This is a genomic window from Candidatus Riesia pediculischaeffi (assembly GCF_002073895.1).
Classification (GTDB): Bacteria; Pseudomonadota; Gammaproteobacteria; order Enterobacterales; family Enterobacteriaceae; genus Riesia; species Riesia pediculischaeffi.
Genome location: NZ_CP012839.1, coordinates 93648 through 114860, shown reverse-complemented (window position 1 = coordinate 114860; position 21213 = coordinate 93648). Strand labels below are relative to the sequence as shown.

The 21213-nt window shown below is 30.8% G+C and carries 17 protein-coding genes and 1 tRNA gene; 4 read left to right on the top strand and 14 right to left on the bottom strand.

What is annotated here, in order from left to right; translation table 11 throughout:
* Nucleotides 1–6: 6 nt before the first annotated feature.
* The 13 genes from ftsA to rsmH all read right to left on the bottom strand — a co-directional run bounded on the left by ftsA (nucleotide 7) and on the right by rsmH (nucleotide 14707).
* Nucleotides 7–1278 (bottom strand): cell division protein FtsA, encoded by a 1272-nt coding sequence (ftsA, locus tag AOQ87_RS00555; RefSeq protein WP_080626473.1) that lies wholly within the window; start codon nucleotides 1276–1278, stop codon nucleotides 7–9.
* A 524-nt stretch (nucleotides 1279–1802) separates the two neighbouring features.
* Complete coding sequence (locus AOQ87_RS00550; RefSeq protein WP_039719541.1) at nucleotides 1803–2744, bottom strand: D-alanine--D-alanine ligase; 942 nt, start codon at nucleotides 2742–2744, stop codon at nucleotides 1803–1805.
* Between the two features lies 1 nt (nucleotide 2745).
* Nucleotides 2746–4239 (bottom strand): UDP-N-acetylmuramate--L-alanine ligase, encoded by a 1494-nt coding sequence (gene murC / locus AOQ87_RS00545; RefSeq protein ID WP_080626472.1) that lies wholly within the window; start codon nucleotides 4237–4239, stop codon nucleotides 2746–2748.
* Nucleotides 4229–5314 (bottom strand): undecaprenyldiphospho-muramoylpentapeptide beta-N-acetylglucosaminyltransferase, encoded by a 1086-nt coding sequence (murG, locus tag AOQ87_RS00540; RefSeq protein WP_080626471.1) that lies wholly within the window; start codon nucleotides 5312–5314, stop codon nucleotides 4229–4231. The genes murC and murG overlap by 11 nt, the downstream gene beginning before the upstream one ends.
* Before the next feature lies 1 nt (nucleotide 5315).
* Nucleotides 5316–5504: an FtsW/RodA/SpoVE family cell cycle protein gene (locus tag AOQ87_RS02775; RefSeq protein WP_420885221.1), complete on the bottom strand. Its 189-nt coding sequence runs from the start codon at nucleotides 5502–5504 to the stop codon at nucleotides 5316–5318.
* The gene (locus AOQ87_RS00530) at nucleotides 5476–6429 is read right to left on the bottom strand and encodes an FtsW/RodA/SpoVE family cell cycle protein (RefSeq protein ID WP_185751055.1); all 954 of its coding nucleotides are present in this window, start codon (nucleotides 6427–6429) and stop codon (nucleotides 5476–5478) included. Before AOQ87_RS00530 ends, AOQ87_RS02775 begins: the two co-directional genes overlap by 29 nt.
* Nucleotides 6430–6448: 19 nt before the next feature.
* Nucleotides 6449–7774 (bottom strand): UDP-N-acetylmuramoyl-L-alanine--D-glutamate ligase, encoded by a 1326-nt coding sequence (gene murD / locus AOQ87_RS00525; RefSeq protein WP_039719543.1) that lies wholly within the window; start codon nucleotides 7772–7774, stop codon nucleotides 6449–6451.
* Nucleotides 7759–8850, bottom strand: coding sequence for a phospho-N-acetylmuramoyl-pentapeptide-transferase (gene mraY / locus AOQ87_RS00520; RefSeq protein WP_080626468.1), 1092 nt, complete (start codon nucleotides 8848–8850; stop codon nucleotides 7759–7761). The genes murD and mraY overlap by 16 nt, the downstream gene beginning before the upstream one ends.
* Entirely contained in the window at nucleotides 8847–10229 is a 1383-nt protein-coding gene (gene murF, locus AOQ87_RS00515; protein WP_080626467.1) for a UDP-N-acetylmuramoyl-tripeptide--D-alanyl-D-alanine ligase, read from the bottom strand. Before murF ends, mraY begins: the two co-directional genes overlap by 4 nt.
* Nucleotides 10230–10234: 5 nt before the next feature.
* Entirely contained in the window at nucleotides 10235–11728 is a 1494-nt protein-coding gene (locus tag AOQ87_RS00510; RefSeq protein WP_080626466.1) for a UDP-N-acetylmuramoyl-L-alanyl-D-glutamate--2,6-diaminopimelate ligase, read from the bottom strand.
* 35 nt (nucleotides 11729–11763) lie between these two features.
* Nucleotides 11764–13479, bottom strand: a complete 1716-nt coding sequence (locus AOQ87_RS00505; RefSeq protein WP_080626465.1) for a penicillin-binding transpeptidase domain-containing protein — start codon at nucleotides 13477–13479, stop codon at nucleotides 11764–11766.
* A gap of 32 nt (nucleotides 13480–13511) precedes the next feature.
* On the bottom strand, nucleotides 13512–13724 hold the full coding sequence (locus tag AOQ87_RS02770; RefSeq protein ID WP_420885308.1) for a cell division protein FtsL: 213 nt from the start codon (nucleotides 13722–13724) through the stop codon (nucleotides 13512–13514).
* Nucleotides 13725–13762: 38 nt separating this feature from the next.
* Complete coding sequence (rsmH, locus tag AOQ87_RS00495) at nucleotides 13763–14707, bottom strand: 16S rRNA (cytosine(1402)-N(4))-methyltransferase RsmH (RefSeq protein ID WP_039719546.1); 945 nt, start codon at nucleotides 14705–14707, stop codon at nucleotides 13763–13765.
* Between the two features lie 663 nt (nucleotides 14708–15370).
* Between rsmH and metK the strand changes: the two genes are divergently transcribed.
* Entirely contained in the window at nucleotides 15371–16525 is a 1155-nt protein-coding gene (gene metK / locus AOQ87_RS00490) for a methionine adenosyltransferase (protein ID WP_039719547.1), read from the top strand.
* Nucleotides 16526–16984: 459 nt separating this feature from the next.
* On the opposite strand, the gene gltX is transcribed toward metK, so the two are convergent.
* Nucleotides 16985–18340, bottom strand: a complete 1356-nt coding sequence (gene gltX / locus AOQ87_RS00485; RefSeq protein WP_080626463.1) for a glutamate--tRNA ligase — start codon at nucleotides 18338–18340, stop codon at nucleotides 16985–16987.
* A 168-nt stretch (nucleotides 18341–18508) separates the two neighbouring features.
* Between gltX and AOQ87_RS00480 the strand changes: the two genes are divergently transcribed.
* From AOQ87_RS00480 to potB, 3 genes are all read left to right on the top strand, one after another.
* A tRNA-Val gene (locus tag AOQ87_RS00480) sits at nucleotides 18509–18581 on the top strand.
* Nucleotides 18582–19261: 680 nt separating this feature from the next.
* Nucleotides 19262–20374, top strand: a complete 1113-nt coding sequence (gene potA, locus AOQ87_RS00475) for a spermidine/putrescine ABC transporter ATP-binding protein PotA (protein ID WP_039719627.1) — start codon at nucleotides 19262–19264, stop codon at nucleotides 20372–20374.
* Nucleotides 20364–21212 carry a spermidine/putrescine ABC transporter permease PotB gene (gene potB, locus AOQ87_RS00470; RefSeq protein ID WP_039719548.1) on the top strand — a complete coding sequence of 283 codons (849 nt, stop codon included), beginning with the start codon at nucleotides 20364–20366 and terminating at the stop codon, nucleotides 21210–21212. Before potA ends, potB begins: the two co-directional genes overlap by 11 nt.
* Nucleotide 21213 lies beyond the last annotated feature (1 nt).

The window sequence follows — 21213 nt, the reverse complement described above, 5'->3', positions numbered from 1 at the left end:
TTATGATTAAATTTCTTTTTTAATCCAATTGATAAGTTTATTGAACCATGTATTTACCAAGTTTTTTTTTGTAGATCGTGATTCGTTTCTCAGAAAAATATACTTTCCGTAGTGTAACAAACCAATCACTGTAGAATAATTCGACTCTTCTGCATATTTGATCGATCCTGTTACGTTTAACGGTTTGCCAATTCTAACTTGGGTTGTGTTGAATACCTTCTTAGCACATTCGACTATACCTTCTATTTTAGAACCTCCACCTGTCAAAACAATACCAGATTTAATTATATTTCTTTTGTTCGAATGAGGACGAAATTGATTTTGTAACCATAGGATTTCTGAATTTACCAGACCTAACAGTTCCATATATCTCGGTTCTATCACTTTAGATAGCGAATAACGTTTCAAAACTTTTGTCGATTTTCCAGAGATATTTTCGGGTATTTCCACTTTCTCCTCTCTATCAACAAGATCGCTGTACGCACACCCATATTTTTTTTTCATTATTTCAGCATCGTGCATCAATGTCCCGAATATATATGCTATATCGCTAGTTACTATATTTCCAGCATATGGTATAACCTTAGTATGTCTCAAAGAACCTTCGGAATAAATAGCAACATCCATCGTTCCACCGCCAATATCGATCATGCACACTCCGAGTTCCCTTTCTTCATCTGTCAACACCGAATAACTGGAAGCTAAACCTGAGAATATCAGTTGATCTACTTTGATTCCGCATCTTTCTACCGCTTTGATCAAGTTTTTTGCCATGTCTCCATGACATGTGATGATATGTACACTAGCTTGTATCCTTACGCCAGATAGTCCTATTGGATTTCTGATTCCATCTTGATGATCGATCGAGTATTCCTGTGGAATGACATGAAGAATTTCATATTTGTCCCTTATTCGAACAGATTTAGCTGTATGAACGACATTGTTTACATCTTCTTGTGTCACCTCTTCTTTCGAAAGAATGGGAACAATTCCGATGATCTCATTCTGACAGTTTATATGTTTTCCTGACAGTGCTAAATATACGGAAGATATTTGACAATCAGCCATTATTTCGGCTTGTTCAATAACTTGTCGTACGCATCGTACGACTGATTCTAAATTGTTTATATGTCCCTTGTTCATTCCTTGAGATTGAACGTGCCCAACCCCTATGACGTTGATGGTCCCATCTTGAAGTATTTCCCCAACTATGGAAGATACTTTGTAGGTTCCAATTTCTAACCCAACTATCAATTTTTTTTCCGATATTTTTGCCATATTACATGTGTTTTAAGATTTGAATACACTATAAAGTTTTACGATCATTGATCAATTATTCTGTTCTCACGTTACGCATATATTTAGATGTTTTATCGATTTTCTTGTAAAGAAAGTTGTGAGGTAGGTTAATTCAAGATCATTACATCGCCCTCTGTTACTTAATTGCTTACGAATGTTAAATACCCAAACATATAAAAATGTACGATACGAAAAATACTTACGATGAATCTCACATGACCGCGATCGCTTTCGATGAAAAAATCTTACTTTTAGAACCGAGATGTTTTGAATCCATACGATTTTGGAAAATTTTATATTTTATATAATCTTTCAAGATCCTTCATATGATTTTTAACACGTTCAACATTTTATGCATGTTTCAAACATATTACATTGAAATATTTAAAATTAACAATGCGATTCCAACGTGAATATATCTGGGATGAGATCATTCACGAAAGAAACTTTTTTTACAGGATCAATCGATGAAACGGTTTACAAAATAGATATAACAATGTCTGCTATGCATCTTGCGCAAGAACTGTTTTGATAAGCTCTACAAAAGACATTCCTCCTTGCTCGGCGGAAATTTTGACCAAGCTTCGATTCGTCATACCTGGAACAGTATTGATTTCTAACAAACAGAAATCTCCGTTCTGATTTTGTCTAATATCTACCCTTGCTAATCCAGTACATCCTATCGAACGATAGGCGGTCAGTGCAATTTTATTCATCAGATGTTCTTTAGATTCACTTAAACCACTTGGACAGAGATATCTTGTGTCCTTATCAAAATATTTTTTGTGGTGAGAATACAATTCATCTTCATGCAAATGGATCTTGATCGAAGGCAACATATGAGATGGATTTAAGATCGATATCGTGTATTCCGATCCACTCAGATACTTCTCTATCATCACATAATGATCGTATTCGAAAGCTTTCATCATAGATTTTTCGATTTCTTTAGAGGAACGTACTACATTGATTCCTATACTAGAACCTTCTGAGTTCGGCTTGATTATCATAGGAAACCTAATTTTTTTGATAAGAGACGATGTTATCGTCTCAGATTCTGTAAAAAAGAATTTCTTACTAATGTATAAGAAAGGAGCTATTGGAAGATTTGAAGAATTCCATATTTTTTTAGATAGGATTTTGTTCATCGATATAGAAGAAGAAAATACCCCATTTCCTGTATAAGCTATGTTAGCTCTCTCTAGTTGTTTTTGAATCGTTCCGTCTTCTCCATCTCTTCCGTGAAGAGCAATGAAGATCTTCTTATATTTCATCGAAGCTATCTTTTTCATATCGAAATCACGCTTGGTATCGATCAGATCTACTTGAATTCCGATGCTCTTTAAAGACCTTGCTATGTTTCTACCAGATTTCAAAGAAACCGATCTTTCGTTGGAATTTCCGCCAAATAGAACCGCAATTTTTTGTGAGTTATGATGTTCCATATTAACAATTTTCTAAACATGAGACCTTTTTCAACAATTTTACATATTTTTTACAAGTATTTTCAGAGGCACTTTGTATCAAGATGATATCCCTATCTTGAACGATTTTTTTCAAAATGCCGATTAGTTGATTATGATCGAAAAAAGGAATGACGATTTTTTTTCTATCTTTCATCTCTTTGTAGAATGATCTAATACTAAATTTAGCGACATTTTTTTCTCCAGAAGGATATACGTCAGTAACTAACAACAGGTCTACTTTTTTTAAAACACTTAAGAAATAATTGTAAAATTTTTGAAACCTGGTATATCGATGAGGTTGAAAGATCATTATTATCCTGTTACTTTTCCATCCTAATCTTATCGTATGAATGGTGTTTTGAATTTCGTTAGGATGATGACCATGGTCGATGATTAAAGAGAACTTACAGAAGTTTCCGTATTTGTTCTTAATAACGAAGTTTCCTAAAAAGTCCATCCTGTTTTGTACACCCTGAAAACCCTCTATAGATTTTTTTATATTTTTTTCTCTCATTCGAAAGATTCTACCTAATATGATGGATGGAGTTGCGTTCAGAACATTATGTAATCCTGGAACGCTCATACGAAATGAAGATATAGATCGTAGTTGATCTGAAATGGTAAAGTAACATCGATTTTTTTTTTGTTTATAAGACAGGATTCTAAAATGAGCTTCTTCTCTTAAACCATATGTTATAATTTTACGATTTATTTTTCGAACGATGGATCGTATGATGGGACTTTCTATGCACAATATCACCTTAGTGTGATCGGGTAATTGTTCAAAAAATTTCAAGAAAGTATTTTTGAAGGTATTGAGATCATTATTATAGTTGTTTATATGATCTGATTCTAAATTGGTTATCACTAAGATGGAGATGTTTTTTAAACTTATAAAAATAGGATCGCTTTCATCCAATTCTAAGATCGATATTTTGCTATCTATCTTCCAATTCGATACCGTATTCAGAGATTTTGAAAAACCTCCAATTATGTAGTTCGGATAAAATTTAGAATCTATGAACATCTCTGTGATTATAGAAGTTGTCGTAGTTTTTCCATGAGTTCCAGTCACGACTATGTTGAAACGATGCTGTATTATTTCTGATAAAAGTTCGATCCTATGAAAAATTGGAATACCGGACTTTTTTGCTTCGATTATTTCAACGTTATTGTGTGAAATGGCAGAAGATACGACGATCATATCAGATCCGATAACATTTTTTGAACTATGAAAAAAGTTTATCTTCACACCCATTAAAGTTAATTCATTTGTTATTCGATTTTGAGAAAGATCAGATCCATGTATTGTATATCCGGATTGAGTAAGAATCTTCGCCAAACCTCCCATTCCGATTCCTCCGATTCCGACGAAATGAATGGTAATCTCGAAGGGACGTTTCTTGAACAGTACTTTTTTAAGTTCATTTCTTTTAAAACGTGAATTATCAGTACACAACATATCAAATTTCATTTCTTTTCGATACTTCTATCAAATTCTTTACGATCATTTCCTTCGAATATTTTACCGATAGAACGCTCTTAAATTTTTGAGATATTTTCGATATTTCATCACGATTCCATCTTTCTATCTGTTCAATTAATTTTTCAGAAAGATTTTTGGATTGTTCGATAATCTTGATGAGTCCGGATTCCTTCAAAGGTTCAGCATTGAAGAGTTGTTGATTATCTGCATGTTGATAAGGAACAAAAATAGTTGGCAATCCTATCGAATCTACTTCGCTTACCGTCATAGCTCCGGATCTACTGATAAGTATATCGGCCCAACGGTAAGCAGAAGCAACATCGTTTATGAATTCTGTAACCTTATAACAATATCTTCTGATACGTAATTTTTTATACATTTCAATAGTGAAATATTTTTTTCCTATTCCTGTTTGATGAAAGATTAGAATCTTATCAGAAATTTTTGAAGCTACCTTTGGTATACTTTTATTGAATATTTCTGAACCCTGACTACCTCCGATAATTAACAAGCGAATTCTTCCGACTCTTTTACAAATTCTATGCTTTGCTTTTGAAATCGATAATATATCCTCTCGAATCGGATTTCCTACAGTTCGGGCTCCATGTAAGGTATTAGGATACGCTTGTAGAGTTTCAGAAGATATTTTAGACAATAATCTGTTCGTTAATCCAGCTACCTTGTTCTGTTCATGTACGACTATCGGAACCTTACATATCCAAGAAGCTAATCCACTCGGTCCAGAGACGTATCCTCCCAATCCAATTGCAACGTCAGGTCTATATCTTCGAACTATTCTAATGGATTGTATTATCGCAAAAGGTAATTCGAAGATCTTTTTGAAATATTGAAAAAAATTTCTTCTTTTTAACCCGGAGATTTCTATAGTTTCTAAAATAATTCCATATTTTGGGACAATATTTCTTTCCATTCCTCCATTTGATCCTATCCATATTACTTTCCACTTCATCTTTTTAAAGAGTTTTGCGATCGTTATCCCTGGAAAGATGTGCCCTCCTGTTCCACCGGCTAAAATAGCTATTTTTTGAATATCTTGCTTCATATCATCTCTTAAACGCTTGAATTTTTCTCATCTTAGTTTCAAAATCTATCCTCAATAACACGGCAATTTTAGTACACGTTGCTAATTTACTAGATCCTCCGTAACTAATTATTGGTAAAGTTGTACCCTTTATCGGAAGTATACCAACAGCTGAGCCTATGTTAATAATGGACTGTACGATAATAAGCAAGCTGATAAAATATGCTAGGTATCCAGGGAAGTACTGCGAATCTTGTAAAGCATTTCTTCCGATTGATTTTCATACCTTGAAAGAATATGAAGAATAGCGATATGGTGACCATCACGATTCCAAAATATCCTAACTCTTCTCCTATGATGGATATGATAAAATCAGTATGAGGTTCTGGAAGAAAAGTTAATTTTTGTATTGAGTTTCCAACACCTTTTCCAAAAAAACCACCTATTCCGAGAGAAATCATAGAATGTACAAGTTGATATCCGCTTCCTAGATAGTTCGACCATGGATCTAAAAGAGATGTAATTCTTTTTACACGATATGGGTGAAAATATATCGAAATAAAAAAAGCTATTATCAGGAGAGCGTTTCCAATTACGATCAACACGATCCTTTTACCGATCAACAAAAATAGAAACAAGGAAGATAAACACAATATTGCTAAGGTTCCAAAGTCCGGTTGTGATAATAAAAAATTTGATATGATAAAAAGGATAAAGATGAATGATATGGTTGAAAAGATCTGCTTATATTTCTTAGATAGGTATTCAGAAAGATAAAAAGAGAAAGTTATTTTAATCAGTTCGGACGGTTGAACGTTGACAATTTTAATGTTAATCCACCTCCTCGCTCCGTGCGAAACAATACCAAAGTGGTTCGATAAAAATAATAATGTTATGGAGAATATAATTAGCTTACCTTTATATTTTTTCCACTTATAAATTGGTACATTCGATACACATATCATCGTTATGATGCATACAATAGAGTGAATAACGTTTTTTTTAAAAAAATATAAATAGTCTTTGTTCACTCTGTCGCTGATGTTTACAGAAGAAGATCCTACCATCACGATGCTAAAAATTAATAAGATCATCGTCACCAAAAGTAAAGAACGATTGTAGTAAGATCTTTTCATGAAGTTCATTTGTTATTGATTAAGAACAAAAATTTTTGACCATTTTAGTAAAAATTTCTCCTCGATGTTCAAAATTAAGAAATTGATCTAAGCTGGAACAAGCTGGAGATAGTAACACTACATCTCCGTTCTTTGAAATCTCTAAAACTTTCAACACACATTGTTTCAACGTATCTAACACAATACTGTTATCCTTCAATTTTCCAAATTTTAACTTATCTTTTCCAAAACAGTAAATTTGTATATCTTCTCTAAAACATATAAATCTTTTTAAAGGGGATAGTTTAGACATCTTCCTGTCCCCACCTAGCAGTAAGTGTATTTTTCTCGCTTTCTCTATACTTTTTATCGCAGCAATTGTGCTGTTTATATTAGTCGATTTAGAATCGTTTATCCATGTTACCCCATCTTTTTTATGAATTACCTGCAATCTGTGTGGCAGACCTCGATATTTAGATATCACAGAAATACTAGTACGTATCGGGATATTAATGATCTCTGCCAAACATAACGCAGCTAAAAAATTAAAGTAGTTATGTGTTCCAGAGATCTTGATAGACTTCGTATGAATCAACGTCTCTCCATATCTTTGAATTATGTTTTTCCTTGTATTCAAACTGTAAATTCCAGAATTCATTCCGAAGCTTAAATAATCTCTGTTGTGCGATTCTCTGTGTATCGGCCATATTGTACTGTCCATGACATTAACTACACATATCTTTGCGAATTCGTAAATTTTAAGCTTAGCTGAAATGTACTGATCCATTCCGAGAGGATATCGATCCATATGATTTTCAGAAACGTTCAGTATAACGGCTCCATAAGATTGAAGGGTGTTTGTGGTTTCTAGCTGAAAGCTAGATAACTCTAGAATGTACACGTCGTAATCATAACGTAGCAAATCTAAAACGGGATTTCCTATATTTCCACCGACTCCAACCTTTAAACCGGCCTTTCTAGCTATTTCCATCAACAGACAGGTCGTTGTACTCTTTCCATTTGATCCTGTAATAGAAATAATCTTCTTATCTTTTTTAAGTTCTCTACAGAAAAGTTCTACATCTCCTATTATTTCAATTCCTTTTTTATATGCCAGTTGTATCTCTGTTTGAAATCGATCCACTCCTGGGCTTAAGATGATTAGATCAGAACTGATAATCCATTCCTGATTCCAACTTCCAAAATGACAAGAAATACCTTTTGGAATAAACGATTTTAAAGTAGGAGAATTGTGGGTATCGATAACTTTTGGAAATATTTTTTTAGAAATGAAAAAATTAACACAAGATAAACCAGTTTTTCCCAATCCTACAATGACAATTTTTTTACCTAAATAATTCGCCATGCTATCAAAGATCCAAGAATGGTGAATGCTAAAGACATAATCCAAAATTTGAAAACAATTTTTGGTTCAGAATGATCTAATAGTTCATAATGATGGTGTATAGGAGCCATTAAATACAATCTTTTGTGAAAAAATTTAATATGAAATACCTGTAAGATAACTGAAACGATTTCTATCACAAAAATTCCTCCAATAATCAACAAATCCAACTCTTGTTCAAGTAGAACAGAAATCAACCCTATAGTTCCACCTAAAGATAAAGATCCTATATCTCCCATAAATAATTTTGCCGGATAACTGTTGAACCATAAGAATCCAATACATGAGCCAATCATAGAAAAACATATGATTGTTATTTCAGAATAATTACTGATTATAAGTAACTTTGCATTCGTAAGATTTTGAAAGGTAAAATTTTGTATTTTTAATACTGATGTTATTGCAAAGGAAATACAAACAAAGATTGTTGGCATTAAAACCAACCCATCTAATCCGTCCATTATGTTGACCGCATTGCTCATTCCGACGATGGCAAGATAGGAAATGGTTAACTTTATAAAGATGAAAACATCAACATCGGCGATCGTATTACTTTGTTCGAATGAACTGTTGTGAAAATTTCCAGATTTATACAAGATAATTAATATAAATAAAGCTGAGAAAGATTGCCAAAAATATTTCCAACGTGCCTTTAATCCTGTTGGATCTTGATGAACAATTTTCTTGTAATCGTCGATAAATCCAATCGTTCCATAAGAAATTAAAGAGAATAAGATGTATCTAACATATTCGATGTTGATATCTGACCAAAGTAATATTGAAAATATTATCGAGAACAAGATTAATGCTCCACCAAAGGTGGGAACCTCATTCTTTTTAAGATGGGATTTTGGATTTTCTTTTCTGATCTTCTGAAAAACTTGCATAGATCGAAATTTTTTAATGAAAGCTGGAGTAATCGACAATACGATCAATATTGATGTGATGAAACTTGCCAATATCTTAGGAATTATTTGAGAAAAAGGGTTCGAATATTTATCTTCCAAAAGAAATTTGTTTATAAATAGAATTATCAAAGAGATTCTCTCCTACATATATCGTTTATAATATTTTCCATCCTCGCTCTTCTTGAACCTTTGATCAACATTGATATTTCGTCATGAGTTACGATCAAGGAAACGAGTTCTTTCATTAATTCCTCCTGTGAAAAGAAGTGCGTTCCATTCGGATGTGATCGACTAATGAATACACTTTCTATTCCAAAACTAATCACTCTATTTATTTTCTTATGTTGGACTATTCTAGAAATTTTTTTATGATAAAATGATGAATACCCACCGAGTTCTAACATATCACCGACGACTAGAACCCTGTATCCTGTCATTTCTGAAAGAACATCGATAGCTGCGATCATTGATCCAAAATTTGAGTTGTACGTATCATCCAGTATGATCTTATTAGGAGATATATGTAGTGGATATATCCTTCCGTGTATGGGCTTGAAGTTGTTTAGTCCTTGTTCCACCTGTTTAACGCTAGCTCCGACAGATATCGAAATTGCTGCGGAGGCTAATGCGTTAGAAACGCTATGTAGACCCATCAAAAAGTTTGAAATTTTAGCAGTTCCAAACGGCGTATGAATGTTAAATTGTGTAAAAAATTTCCTATGATAAATATCTGTAGCATAGAAATGAGAGTATCCCTTCTTTTTTAAAGAAAAAAATCGTATTCTGTAAAGATCTTTCAGAATATTTTTCCAATTTTTAATATCATTGTTATCTAAATTAATAATTGCCGTACCGAATTTCGATAGACCATGAAGTATTTCTGATTTCTCTTTGGATAACTTTGAAAAAGATTCGAATCCTTCTAAATGAGCAGCGAATAGGTTGTTAATCAACGCAACATCCGGATTGGAGATCGAGCTGGAATACTGAATTTCTTTAAATTTACTAGCTCCTATTTCTATTACTACGTATCGATGTAGTTCACTTACACGTAATAATGTTAGTAAAACTCCAAGGTTATTGTTGTAGTTTTCTTTTGTAGAAATCGTTAAACCTAATTTTGCAAGGATACAAGTTGTCATTTCTTTAACGGAAGTTTTTCCGGAAGAACCTGTAATTGCAATAAATTTAGCTCGGCTTTTTTTCCTTATCCAATGAGCTATCCTCTCGATTGCATGGATCGTACTTTTAACTATAATCTGTGGTTTATTGATCGGTAAAAGTGATTCCGATAAGATCGCTAAAGATCCTTTCTTAACAGCCTCTTCGGCAAAGCAATGTCCATCAAAGATTTTTCCTTTGATGGCGATAAAGATGGAATCACGTTTATTATCTCTGCTATCCGTGGAAACTTTTTGAATCATCAATGTGTTTGCATGAGAATCAGAAATTTTATATAATCTTCCAGAAACAATAGATGATATCTTTTTTAATGTTGTTTGAAACATTATGATCACTTTCTAGACAACCAGTTTAATGCAATTTGATGGTCAGAACAAAATGTCTGATGATCTCTCATAATTTGTTTTACTTCGTGTCCTTTTCCAGAAATTATGACTGTGTCATTCGGTTTAGATTGAAAAATAGCATATCTAATAGCTTCTGTTCGATCTGGAATGCAACGTACAAAATTCAGGTTGACGCACCCCTTTAGAATATCTTCAAAAATTTTTTTAGGTTCTTCCNCCGATCTTGGATTATCATTCGTAATGATTACGAAATCAGAATATCTTACTGCAACTTCTCCCATAATCGATCTTTTTCCTTTATCTCGGTCACCTCCACATCCAAATATGCACCAAATCTTGGATTTAAAATGTTTTCTAAGTGAAACTAGACATTTTCTTAGGGAGTCAGGATTATGTGAATAATCTATGATGATTCTTGGATTGCGATGTGAAATAATTTGCATTCTTCCAACAATAGGGAGTACTTTTTCCGTATTTTTTATTAAAGATCGAATAGGATATCCCATCATTAATAGCGATGCTATCGCTAATGCGAAGTTGGATACATTAAAATCTCCTAAAAATGAAGTTTTTATTTCTCCGTCACCCCAATCAGAGCTAAAATGGATTACCGTTCGATCTTTCAAATAGGTTATTTTTTTAACATATAATGATCGACCATAGATTTTTGGAAGATTTTTACAATTTGTAGAAACGGCACAGGAATCTGGAAAATCCCTCATCCATTCATATCCTACCGGATCATCTACATAAAATACTCTGTTTTTGCAACTATATTCATAGAACAACTTTTTTTTAGCAAGTTTATAATTTTCTATATTTTTATGAAAATCTAGATGATCTCTTGTAAGGTTAGTAAAAATCGCAGAAGAAAATGATAGATTAGAAGTTCTTCCTTGAGCTAACCCATGTGAAGAAACTTCCATCGCAACTATTTTAACATTTTTTTTAAAAAATTTCTGTAATATGGATCGAATTTCTATACAAGATGCAGTTGTTAAACCATTGGATATAATGTTTTCTCCGATTAATCCATTTCCAACAGTTCCCATAACTGCACTTTTATCGCCTAACAAATTTGCCAATTGCGCGATAATATGTGCAACAGTTGTTTTTCCGTTAGTACCGGTAACACCAATCAGTTTGATCGCTTTCTTTGGAATCTTATATAAGTTCTCTGATAGAGAGATCATCTTTTTATTTAAGTCTTTAATGAGTACTACTGGTATGTTCCGTGTAAAATCTATGTATCCATCTTTTTTATTCGATATATAAGATTCAGCAATGACTGCAGAAGCACCTTTTTTTATAGCATGATCAATATAATCTCTTCCATCTTTTTTCGATCCAGGAACAGCTAAAAATATGTCATTTTTCTCGATTTTTCTACTGTCTAGTTTCATTTCTTTGAACATTATGTTCGGGACAGATATTTCCAAACTAGATAATAACTTCGATAATTTGAAATATTTCTTCATAAAAATTAGAAATTAGATTTGCGATATCATTCATTCTAGGATGCACTTATCTCAAGAATTTTATTCATAATCTCAGTGAATGCTGGAGTTGTCACCAAATTTCCATAATATTTCCCTGAACTTGGTTCATCAATAATAACTACTAAAGAATACTTCGGACGATATGTTGGAGCAATACCTGCAGTACAAGAAATATATTTATTAACATATGAACCATGATCGACTTTCTTTATTGTTCCTGTTTTTATCGCTGCTTCATATCTTATTGTTTTTTTAAGATGTTTTATTTCTTTCAAGGAGATATGTTTCATCATATTAACTACCTTTTGAACAATTTCTGTTGGAAATATTCTCTTTTCTAATGACAGTTCACTATTTTTCTTTAAAATAGATAAAGTTCGAAAAATTCCATAACTTCCGATGCTCGCATAAGATTGGGCTAGTTGCAATGGTGTGATCATAAAACCATATCCGAAAGAAAAAGTAGCTTTTTCTATAGGACTTAACTTTTTTTCAATAGATGGGAATCTGCCTTTTTTTTCGCCAAATAATCCTACAGAAAATTTTCCAAATCCAAATTTCAGGTATGTATCTAATAGTTCTTTAGAACTCATCATCAATGCTATTTTGGAAGATCCTACATTGCTGGATCTTTGAAGTATTTCTGAAATGGATGAACAATCATATGTTTTTACATCCTTGATCAAATGTTTTCCTATTTTATATGGTTTTGTTGATATGATGCTGTTTTGACTAACAGTATTTTTATCTAACGCTTTGATAACGATCATCGGTTTTACAGTTGATCCAGGTTCAAATAAATCAGATATCGCTCGATTTCTGGTAGATTTTGTTGGACGACCGTAAAAATATCCGTTTGGATTTGTAGATGGTACACTGACCATTGATAAAATCTCTCCAGTATTTACATCTAATAACACGGATATTCCTAACTTAGCTTGATTTTTTGAAATATGATATTCTAGTGTTTTATAGATAACAGATTGTATCTCACTATCGATGCTCAAAGTTAGATTTTGAGGTAATGTGTTCTGTTTGACAACTGAAATCTCTTCTATCGTCTCCCTACTTCTTCCAACACGAACAATTTTTTGTCCTTCAATCCCATTTAATGTAAGATCGAAACTTTTTTCAATTCCTTCTATTCCAATGTGATCTATATTCGTCAACCCTAGCAAGCTAGAAGAAAATTTTCCATACGGATAATATCTTCTTAATTCTTTAAAAATGTATAATCCACTGATCTTCATTTTAACTATCGAACTGATGTCTAATCCAACCGCTCTTCTAACTAGATAGACAAATCTAAGATTTTTAGAGGACATGATTTTATGATAAATTCGTTCTATGGGAATTTTCAGTTCGATAGATAATTTTTTCCAGTTCTTTTGTTCTCTAATATCACTAAATTTTAAAATTGTTTTTGGATCCACCGCGATAGAATAAGAAACTAAATTAACTGCTAATTTTTTTCCGTTTCTATCGAATATTAACCCTCTATCATGTTGTATTTTTTTTGTCCTTAAAGAAAAAACATTATGAAATTTGACTAATTTTTCAGAATCGAAAATTTGTAAATATCCTGCTCTTAATAAAATGACGATGATACAGATCAAAAAAATTGATAGTACAATTAAAAAACGTGATTCTAATTTTTTTTGTTCTTTATATGAATGAGAATCTTTGGATATTAAGTTATGATATGGTCCTTTCCTTTCTTCTCCATACATGTTCCGGTTTAACTCAAGTTGATACACATGTTTTATTTTTTTGAATGCTCGGTAATTATTTTTTTAAAAAATAAGTTATCTTCTTCAGATTGTAAAAGAACTCCCTTTTTGATCTCTTGATACTTTTTGATTGTCAACAACTTTACTTGATAATTTACTTTAAAAATTTCTATCAATGTGATGATTATTAAGGTGAATAATAATAAATTAAAGAAATTCATGTTTAAAATATCGGTAGCAATCATCCTTGTTAAACTATTATTTCTTTTCATTTTTTTAATCTTTATTTCACATGAAACTCAATTGTTCTTAACAATGAACTTCTTGATCTAGGATTTTCAAGAATCTCTTTTCTTTTCGGTTTAACTTTGTTGATTAACTTCAACTTAATTTTCTGAGAAAGATCGTTCTCTTGGTTTCTTTTAAAAATTTTTTGGTCAATTATGACATAACTACTGTATTTTTTTATAAAATTTTTGATTAATCTACTTTCCAAAGAGTGGAAACTGATCGCTACTATTCTTCCGAAAGGAGCTAATACTCTGAGAGCTTCTTCTAGAATTTTTTTTAGTTCTTCTAATTCATTATTAATATAGATTCGAATCGCTTGAAACGTTCTTGTAGCTGGATGCTTTTTGTGATATGAATTTACTTTTGAGATGATGTTAACTAATTCCTTTGTACAAGTGATCTTTTTAAAATTTCTTGAATGATTGTATCGGAAAATCAACTTAGATATTTTGTATGCTTTCTTTTCTTCTCCGTATTTTTTTAAAACCGATTCAATTTCTTCTCTCTTAGCCTTTTCTAACCATTCTTTTGCAGAAATTCCTGTCATCGGATTCATACGCATATCTAAATTTCCATCTTTTTTGAAAGAAAAACCCCTCTTCGCGTCATTAATTTGTACTGTGGAAATACCTAAATCGAGTAATATTCCATTCACTTTTCTAACGATATTCTCTTCTTTTGAAAATTTATATATATTTGAAAATAAACCATGTTTGATAGTGAATCTTTTATCATTAATTTTTTTTGCTATTGAAACTGATTGAGGATCACGATCGATTGCTATTAATTTTCCTGCTTCTTGTAGCTGTGAAAGAATTAGATTACTATGTCTTCCTTGTCCAAAAGTGCAATCAATGTAGGTTCCGTCTCTTTTTATGTTTAATGCTTTTATTACCTCTTCCGATAATACTGCAACATGACTAAAACTATTTTTCATCTATTATAAATGATAAGACTCATATTTTTTTAAAATTTATATATTTTTAAAATTATGTAATTGTACGTAAAAATGATTATTCTGTACATTATCATATTTTAAAATGATGGTTAAATCGAATGTTAAATAAACTCAAAGAGTTCATTGAATAAACTTATATTAGTATTCGATATATACTCTATAATATTCAGATCCGTATGAATCTAATTTATAGCATAATGTAGTCTTTTAAAAATGATTTCTGTTTATGTTTAAATTTGACAAAAGTATCAAGTTCTCGATCTCATTACTAAATTTAGCTTGGATATACATTGCATATCCTTCGATAAAAAATTAATCCAATTTATTATTAATACCTTTTGACAAATTGGAACATAAAACTTTTTTAGCAACAATATTTGTTGTACTTTTATCGTTTATAATGGTTATAAATTGGTGTTTTTATTTTTACCAAATTACCTTATTTTCAGATTTAATCATTATAATTTAATCCGTTATCGTAAAACATCAGCATTCTATCAACTAGTGTTGTTAAATGTAAAGTAAGGCAATCTCATTAGAAGTATTGGATGTTATTTTTTTTATAATTGGATTAATATGCAACTATTAAAAAGATAGTTTAGAAGTGATTTTTATAAATATAAAAGGTTAATATATAAATATATGATCAAACGGATTTTTACATCTGAATCAGTATCAGAAGGTCATCCAGATAAAGTTGCTGATCAGATTTCTGACGCTATTCTTGATGAAGCTCTTAGACAAGATAAACTCTCTAGGGTAGCTTGCGAAACTTATCTTAAAACCGGCATGGTTATAATCGGTGGAGAGATCCAAACTCAAGCGAATATAGACATTGAAAGTACTGTAAGAAAAATTCTATTTGATATTGGTTATACAAGTTCGAAGGTTGGTTTTGATTCTAGTTCTTGCGCAATTATTAATGTAATCAGCAAACAATCTCCAGATATATTACAAGGAATTGATAGAGAAAATCCAATTGAACAAGGAGCAGGTGATCAAGGAATTGTTTTTGGATATGCTAGTATGGAAACAAATGAATTCATGCCAGCTCCTATCACTTATGCTCATAGGTTGATGTTACGTCAATCTGAAGTTAGGAAAAATGGTATTCTTCCATGGATCAGACCAGATGCAAAAAGTCAAGTTACTCTACGATATGAGAATAATAAAATTACTGGTGTTCATTCGATTGTTATATCTACTCAACATTCTGAAGAAATTGATAGAGATTCATTAATAGAGGGAGTAATGGAAGAAATCATATTTCCAATTATTCCCAAAAAATGGATAAAAAAAGATACAAAATATTTTATCAATCCTACGGGAAGATTTGTTATAGGAGGTCCTATGGGAGATTGCGGATTGACTGGAAGAAAAATAGCAGTAGATACTTATGGAGGAATGTCTCGACATGGAGGAGGAGCATTTTCAGGAAAAGATCCTTCTAAAGTTGATCGTTCGGCCGCTTATGCTGCAAGATATATAGCGAAAAATATTGTTGCCGCTGGAGTTGCAGAAAAGTGTGAAATACAGATATCTTATGTAATTGGAATACCTGAACCAAATTCCGTTATGGTTGAAACATTTGGAACCGAAAAGGTTAGTATCGACCATATAAATAGTGTAATTAGCGAAATATTTGATCTCAGACCGTATGGATTAGTTAAGATGTTTAATTTGCTTCGTCCAATTTATTTAAAAACAGCTTCTTATGGACATTTTGGTCGTTTAATTTTTCCTTGGGAAAAAACAGATAAAGTGGAAGAATTAAAATCAGCTTTTAAAATTAATTAGTATATTTCAAGTTGAACCGCTATAATTTTTGCTTTTCTTGAAAGATCTATAATATTTTGAAAATCAGTTGATATCTTTTTTTTATACTACGATCTGATGTTGAACAATGAAATTATCTTAATTTCTGAGATTTATTATAAACATCATTGAATCTCACAAAAAAAATTACAATATACTTTCAAACTTCAGATATATATGTTCATAATTTCTATTAGTAGTTTTCGTATTCTATAAGATTTATATAGAAATCAATCAGTAGATTAGAATATATTTTGAAATAAACTGATCCTAAATGAAAGTGTTCTGCAAAACGGATTCTTAATCATATCTGATAAGGGTTTTAACTGTTTAAAAATTTCATTCCTAAAATAAAAAATATGAGCATTCTATGGTTTATCGTGAAGTTTTTTGTAATTAATTTGAATGTATTGGAAGTAGTAATCTATTTTAAAGATAGCATCATCCCTTTCCGATTTCATGTATTACGAAACTAATTTCAGGAGATTGATTTTTTCCAGTTAAAACGATTCTTAGTAACATATAAATTTTTTTGATATCAATTTTAAATTTTTTTGATAAATCAAGAATTGTAGAATGAATGTTTGAAATTTTCCAGTTTGATATTTTAGATATCTCTTTTTTAAAAGTATCTAATATGTTTAAAAAAGTTTTGCTAAAGTATATTGGTTCAATTTTTTGAAATTTAATTTTTTTATGAAATAAAAATTCAGAAAGTTCAATCATTTCATATAGAGTGTTACAACGGTCTTTAAATAACCTAACAACTTTCTCTAAGATATTTTTTCGATGTAGTAGTTTTTCCTGAGCAATATAAAAATCTTCTAGATATCTCATAATTTTACTGTTTGATAAGGATCTTATATAACATCTATTTATCCACAACATCTTTTTATAGTTCAACATGCTTGGAGATCTTCCGATGGATTCTATAGAAAAGTACTTTTTCATATCTTGTATGTTAAATATTTCAATATCTCCGTAAGACCAACCCAAACGTAGAAGATAATTTAAAATGGCTTCAGGTAAGAATCCTTGTTTTTTATAAAATTTAACTCCGTATATTTTATCCTCTCTTTTAGATATTTTCTTCCCATCATGATTCAAAATAGATGATATATGGATATAATCAGGGATATTTGCTCCAATAGAGCGTAAAAAATTAATTTGTTTTGGAGTATTACTAATATGTTCTTCTCCTCTTATTATATGAGTAATACCCATCTCGTGATCATCGATCGATGCACAAAAATTATAAGTTGGAATACCATTTTCTCGGCGAATTATGAAATCATCTAATTCAGAGTTATGAAATATAATTTTTCCGCGAATTAAATCTTTTACAACAACAGATAAGTCTGGATTTCTAAAACGAACCACATGAGGTCGGTTCTTAAGAACATACGATATAACATTTCTACAATTTCCATCGTATTTTGGTTTTTCACCAGTTCCAATTTGTTTTTTTCTTAAAGCATTAAGTCTTTCTCTGGAACAGTAACATCGATAAGCGAGATTCTTAGAGATCATATCTTCGATCACGTTGTTATAATATTCTATTCTTTGACTTTGATAATATGGTCCTTCATCCCAATTTAATTTTAGCCACTTCATGATATCTAAAATATCTTTTTTAGATTCTTCCGAAGAACGGCTTAAATCAGTATCCTCTATTCTTAATACAAATTTTCCGTTAAATTTTCTGCTAAATAACCAAGAATATAGAGCTGTACGAACATTACCTAAATGTAAGTTTCCAGTTGGACTTGGTGCAAAACGAGTTTTGATATTTTTCATATTATATTCTTTGTTATAAAAGTGTTATGATGATAGAATTTGAATGAATCGTTCTATTTATCTGGAATAGATTTGTATTTTTAAAACATATGAAGTAATATAAACGAAATTTTATGTTTGACGGTGTACCAATCTATCTGGTATTTAATCTTACAATAAAATTTGTGCGGGCAATTAGCTCAGTTGGTAGAGCATCTCCCTTACAAGGAGGAGGTCATCAGTTCGAATCTGGTATTGCCCAATTGTATTCGATGATTAAAAAGTTTTCTGTTACAGAAGCGGGCTATCTAAAGTTTTCGAAACATGAATAATCATCCATCTATTGTAATTCATTTTTCTATGATCTTATTGTAAGATAAGTTTACATTTTGATCTCCGATTTTTCTCGTAAATCTACGATTTTTACCGTTTAATTCTTCATAAAATATTCAATCACAATAACGAATTAGAAATTTAATCTATTACTTGTGATTTAATACTTTCAGGTTAGTTTTAGATTTATTTTTTTTTAAAAATAGAGATTTATAGACCCGATTCATTTATATTCTCATTTTATGAGAGTTGGGTAAAATTAAAGTTACTATCTATCATAGACTTCACTTTACAATAAGAATCTTTATTCTAAACTTTTAGATGACAAAAATCTATCGTAGAAGTTTAGAAGAATATTTGTTCTAATATTCCATACAGTTCAAAATGTTCTTCCAATATTTCAAAATATTCGATATTCTTTCTAATGTTTGACATTAATTGAACATTTTTATTTTACCATTCTTTCAAAGAAAAATCGAAGTGTGACTAAACTCTATTTTTATATCTTTAAGATGTCGGTTATCTTATGAATGATTATTTTAAATACATTGTTCAAATGTATTCCAAAAAGATTGGAAATTCTTAAAATATCGATACCGTTCAACAAAAATGAAAGAGATAACAACTAATACATTGTTAATTGAACTAAAGTCTTTAACTAAATATTTTAATGGCAAACAAATTATTTCTAAATTTAGCTTAAAAGTAAAAAAAGGACAGTTTTTAGCTATATTAGGACCTTCAGGATGTGGAAAAAGCACTATATTACGATTGATTGCTGGGTTAGAGACTGCTGATCAAGGATATATTTTTTTAGATGGTCATGACATTACTACAGCACATCCTTCGGAAAGAAATGTAAATATAGTTTTTCAAAACTATGCTTTATTTCCACATATGTCTGTATTTGAAAACATCGCTTTTGGATTAAAAATAAAAAATCATCCTTCTTCAAGGATATCAGAAAAAGTAGAAAAAATTTTAGAAAAAATGCAACTACAGAAACTAAAAAATATCTATCCTCACCGACTTTCTGGAGGACAACAACAAAGAGTAGCTATTGCAAGAGCGATGATCAACGAACCTAAAGTACTTCTATTGGATGAATCGTTATCTGCTTTAGATTATAGTTTAAAGAGAAAAATGCAAAAAGAATTGAAAGAATTGCAACGTCAATCAGGAATTGCGTTTATTTATGTTACACACGATCAAACGGAAGCGTTTTCTATGTCAGACAGAATATTGATTATGAAAGAAGGTAAAGTAGAACAAGATGGATCTCCAGAAGAGATATATAAAAATCCTAAGAATTTATTTGTTGCACAATTTGTAGGAGAAATTAATGTATTAGATGCTACTGTATTATGTTTGAACGATAGAAAGAGAGCTAAAATAAACTGCGAAGGGTTATATTACGATATATTTACTGAACTTTCTGTTCGTAAAGGACAAAAACTTAAGATATTATTACGACCGGAAGATTTAAAAATTGAAGACACTGAGGATGAAGGGTTCAGCGACGAAAAATTGATTGGTTTTATCAGAGAAATAAATTATAGAGGAATGATCATCGATACAGAAGTTGAAATAAAAAATGGGAAGAGAATTCAAGTAAGAGAAATTTCTGGAAAATCAGAAAAAGAAAAAAATAATTTGTTGAATCAGAAAATTGAAATTAAGTGGAAAAAAAATTCGGAGATAATTTTTTTTGATGAATCGTAGCTATTGTAATTTTCAAAGAGTCATAATTACCTTTGTATTGTTTTGGTTGTCTACTTTTATACTTCTTCCAAACGTACTAATTTTTATAATCAGCTTTCTAACAAAAGATAGAGAAAATATTATTGGCACGCATTTGACAGTTGAAAATTATATTAAATTGTTTGATCCGATCTTCAAGAAAGCTTTTTTACAATCCCTCTCAATCTCTATGACTTCTACTTTATTTTGTTTGATCATAAGCTATCCTTGTGCATTTTTTTTATCTAATATTTCAGAAAGATTTCAAAAATTGATGTTGTTTCTGATTATCGTACCATTTTGCACAAATTCTCTTATTCGAATTTATGGTTTGAAAACTTTCCTAAGTAGAAACGGATATTTTAATGAGTTTTTAATTTGGTCGAAAGTAATTAATAAACCGATTAAAATTTTGTATACAAAGACGGCAGTGATGATCGGATTGATTTATATATTTGTTCCTTTTATGATCATACCCATATATCTGAGTTTTAAGAAGATCAACTATCTTTTGGTTGAAGCAGCAAAAGACTTAGGAGCTAGTAAATATCAAATTTTTATTAAAGTAATATTTCCATTAACTGTTCCGGATATTATATCTAGTTTTCTGCTAGTTTTTTTACCTTCAATGAGCTTATTCTATGTATCTGATCTTATGGGTGGATCAAAAATTCTGTTAATCGGAAATATTATTAAAAGTCAATTTCTAAATTTAGGAGACTGGCCATTTGGTTCAGCAACAAGCATAGTACTAATTATTTTTACTAGTCTATTACTTTATTTTTATTATATTATCTTAAATCTAATAAAAAAAAGGTAGA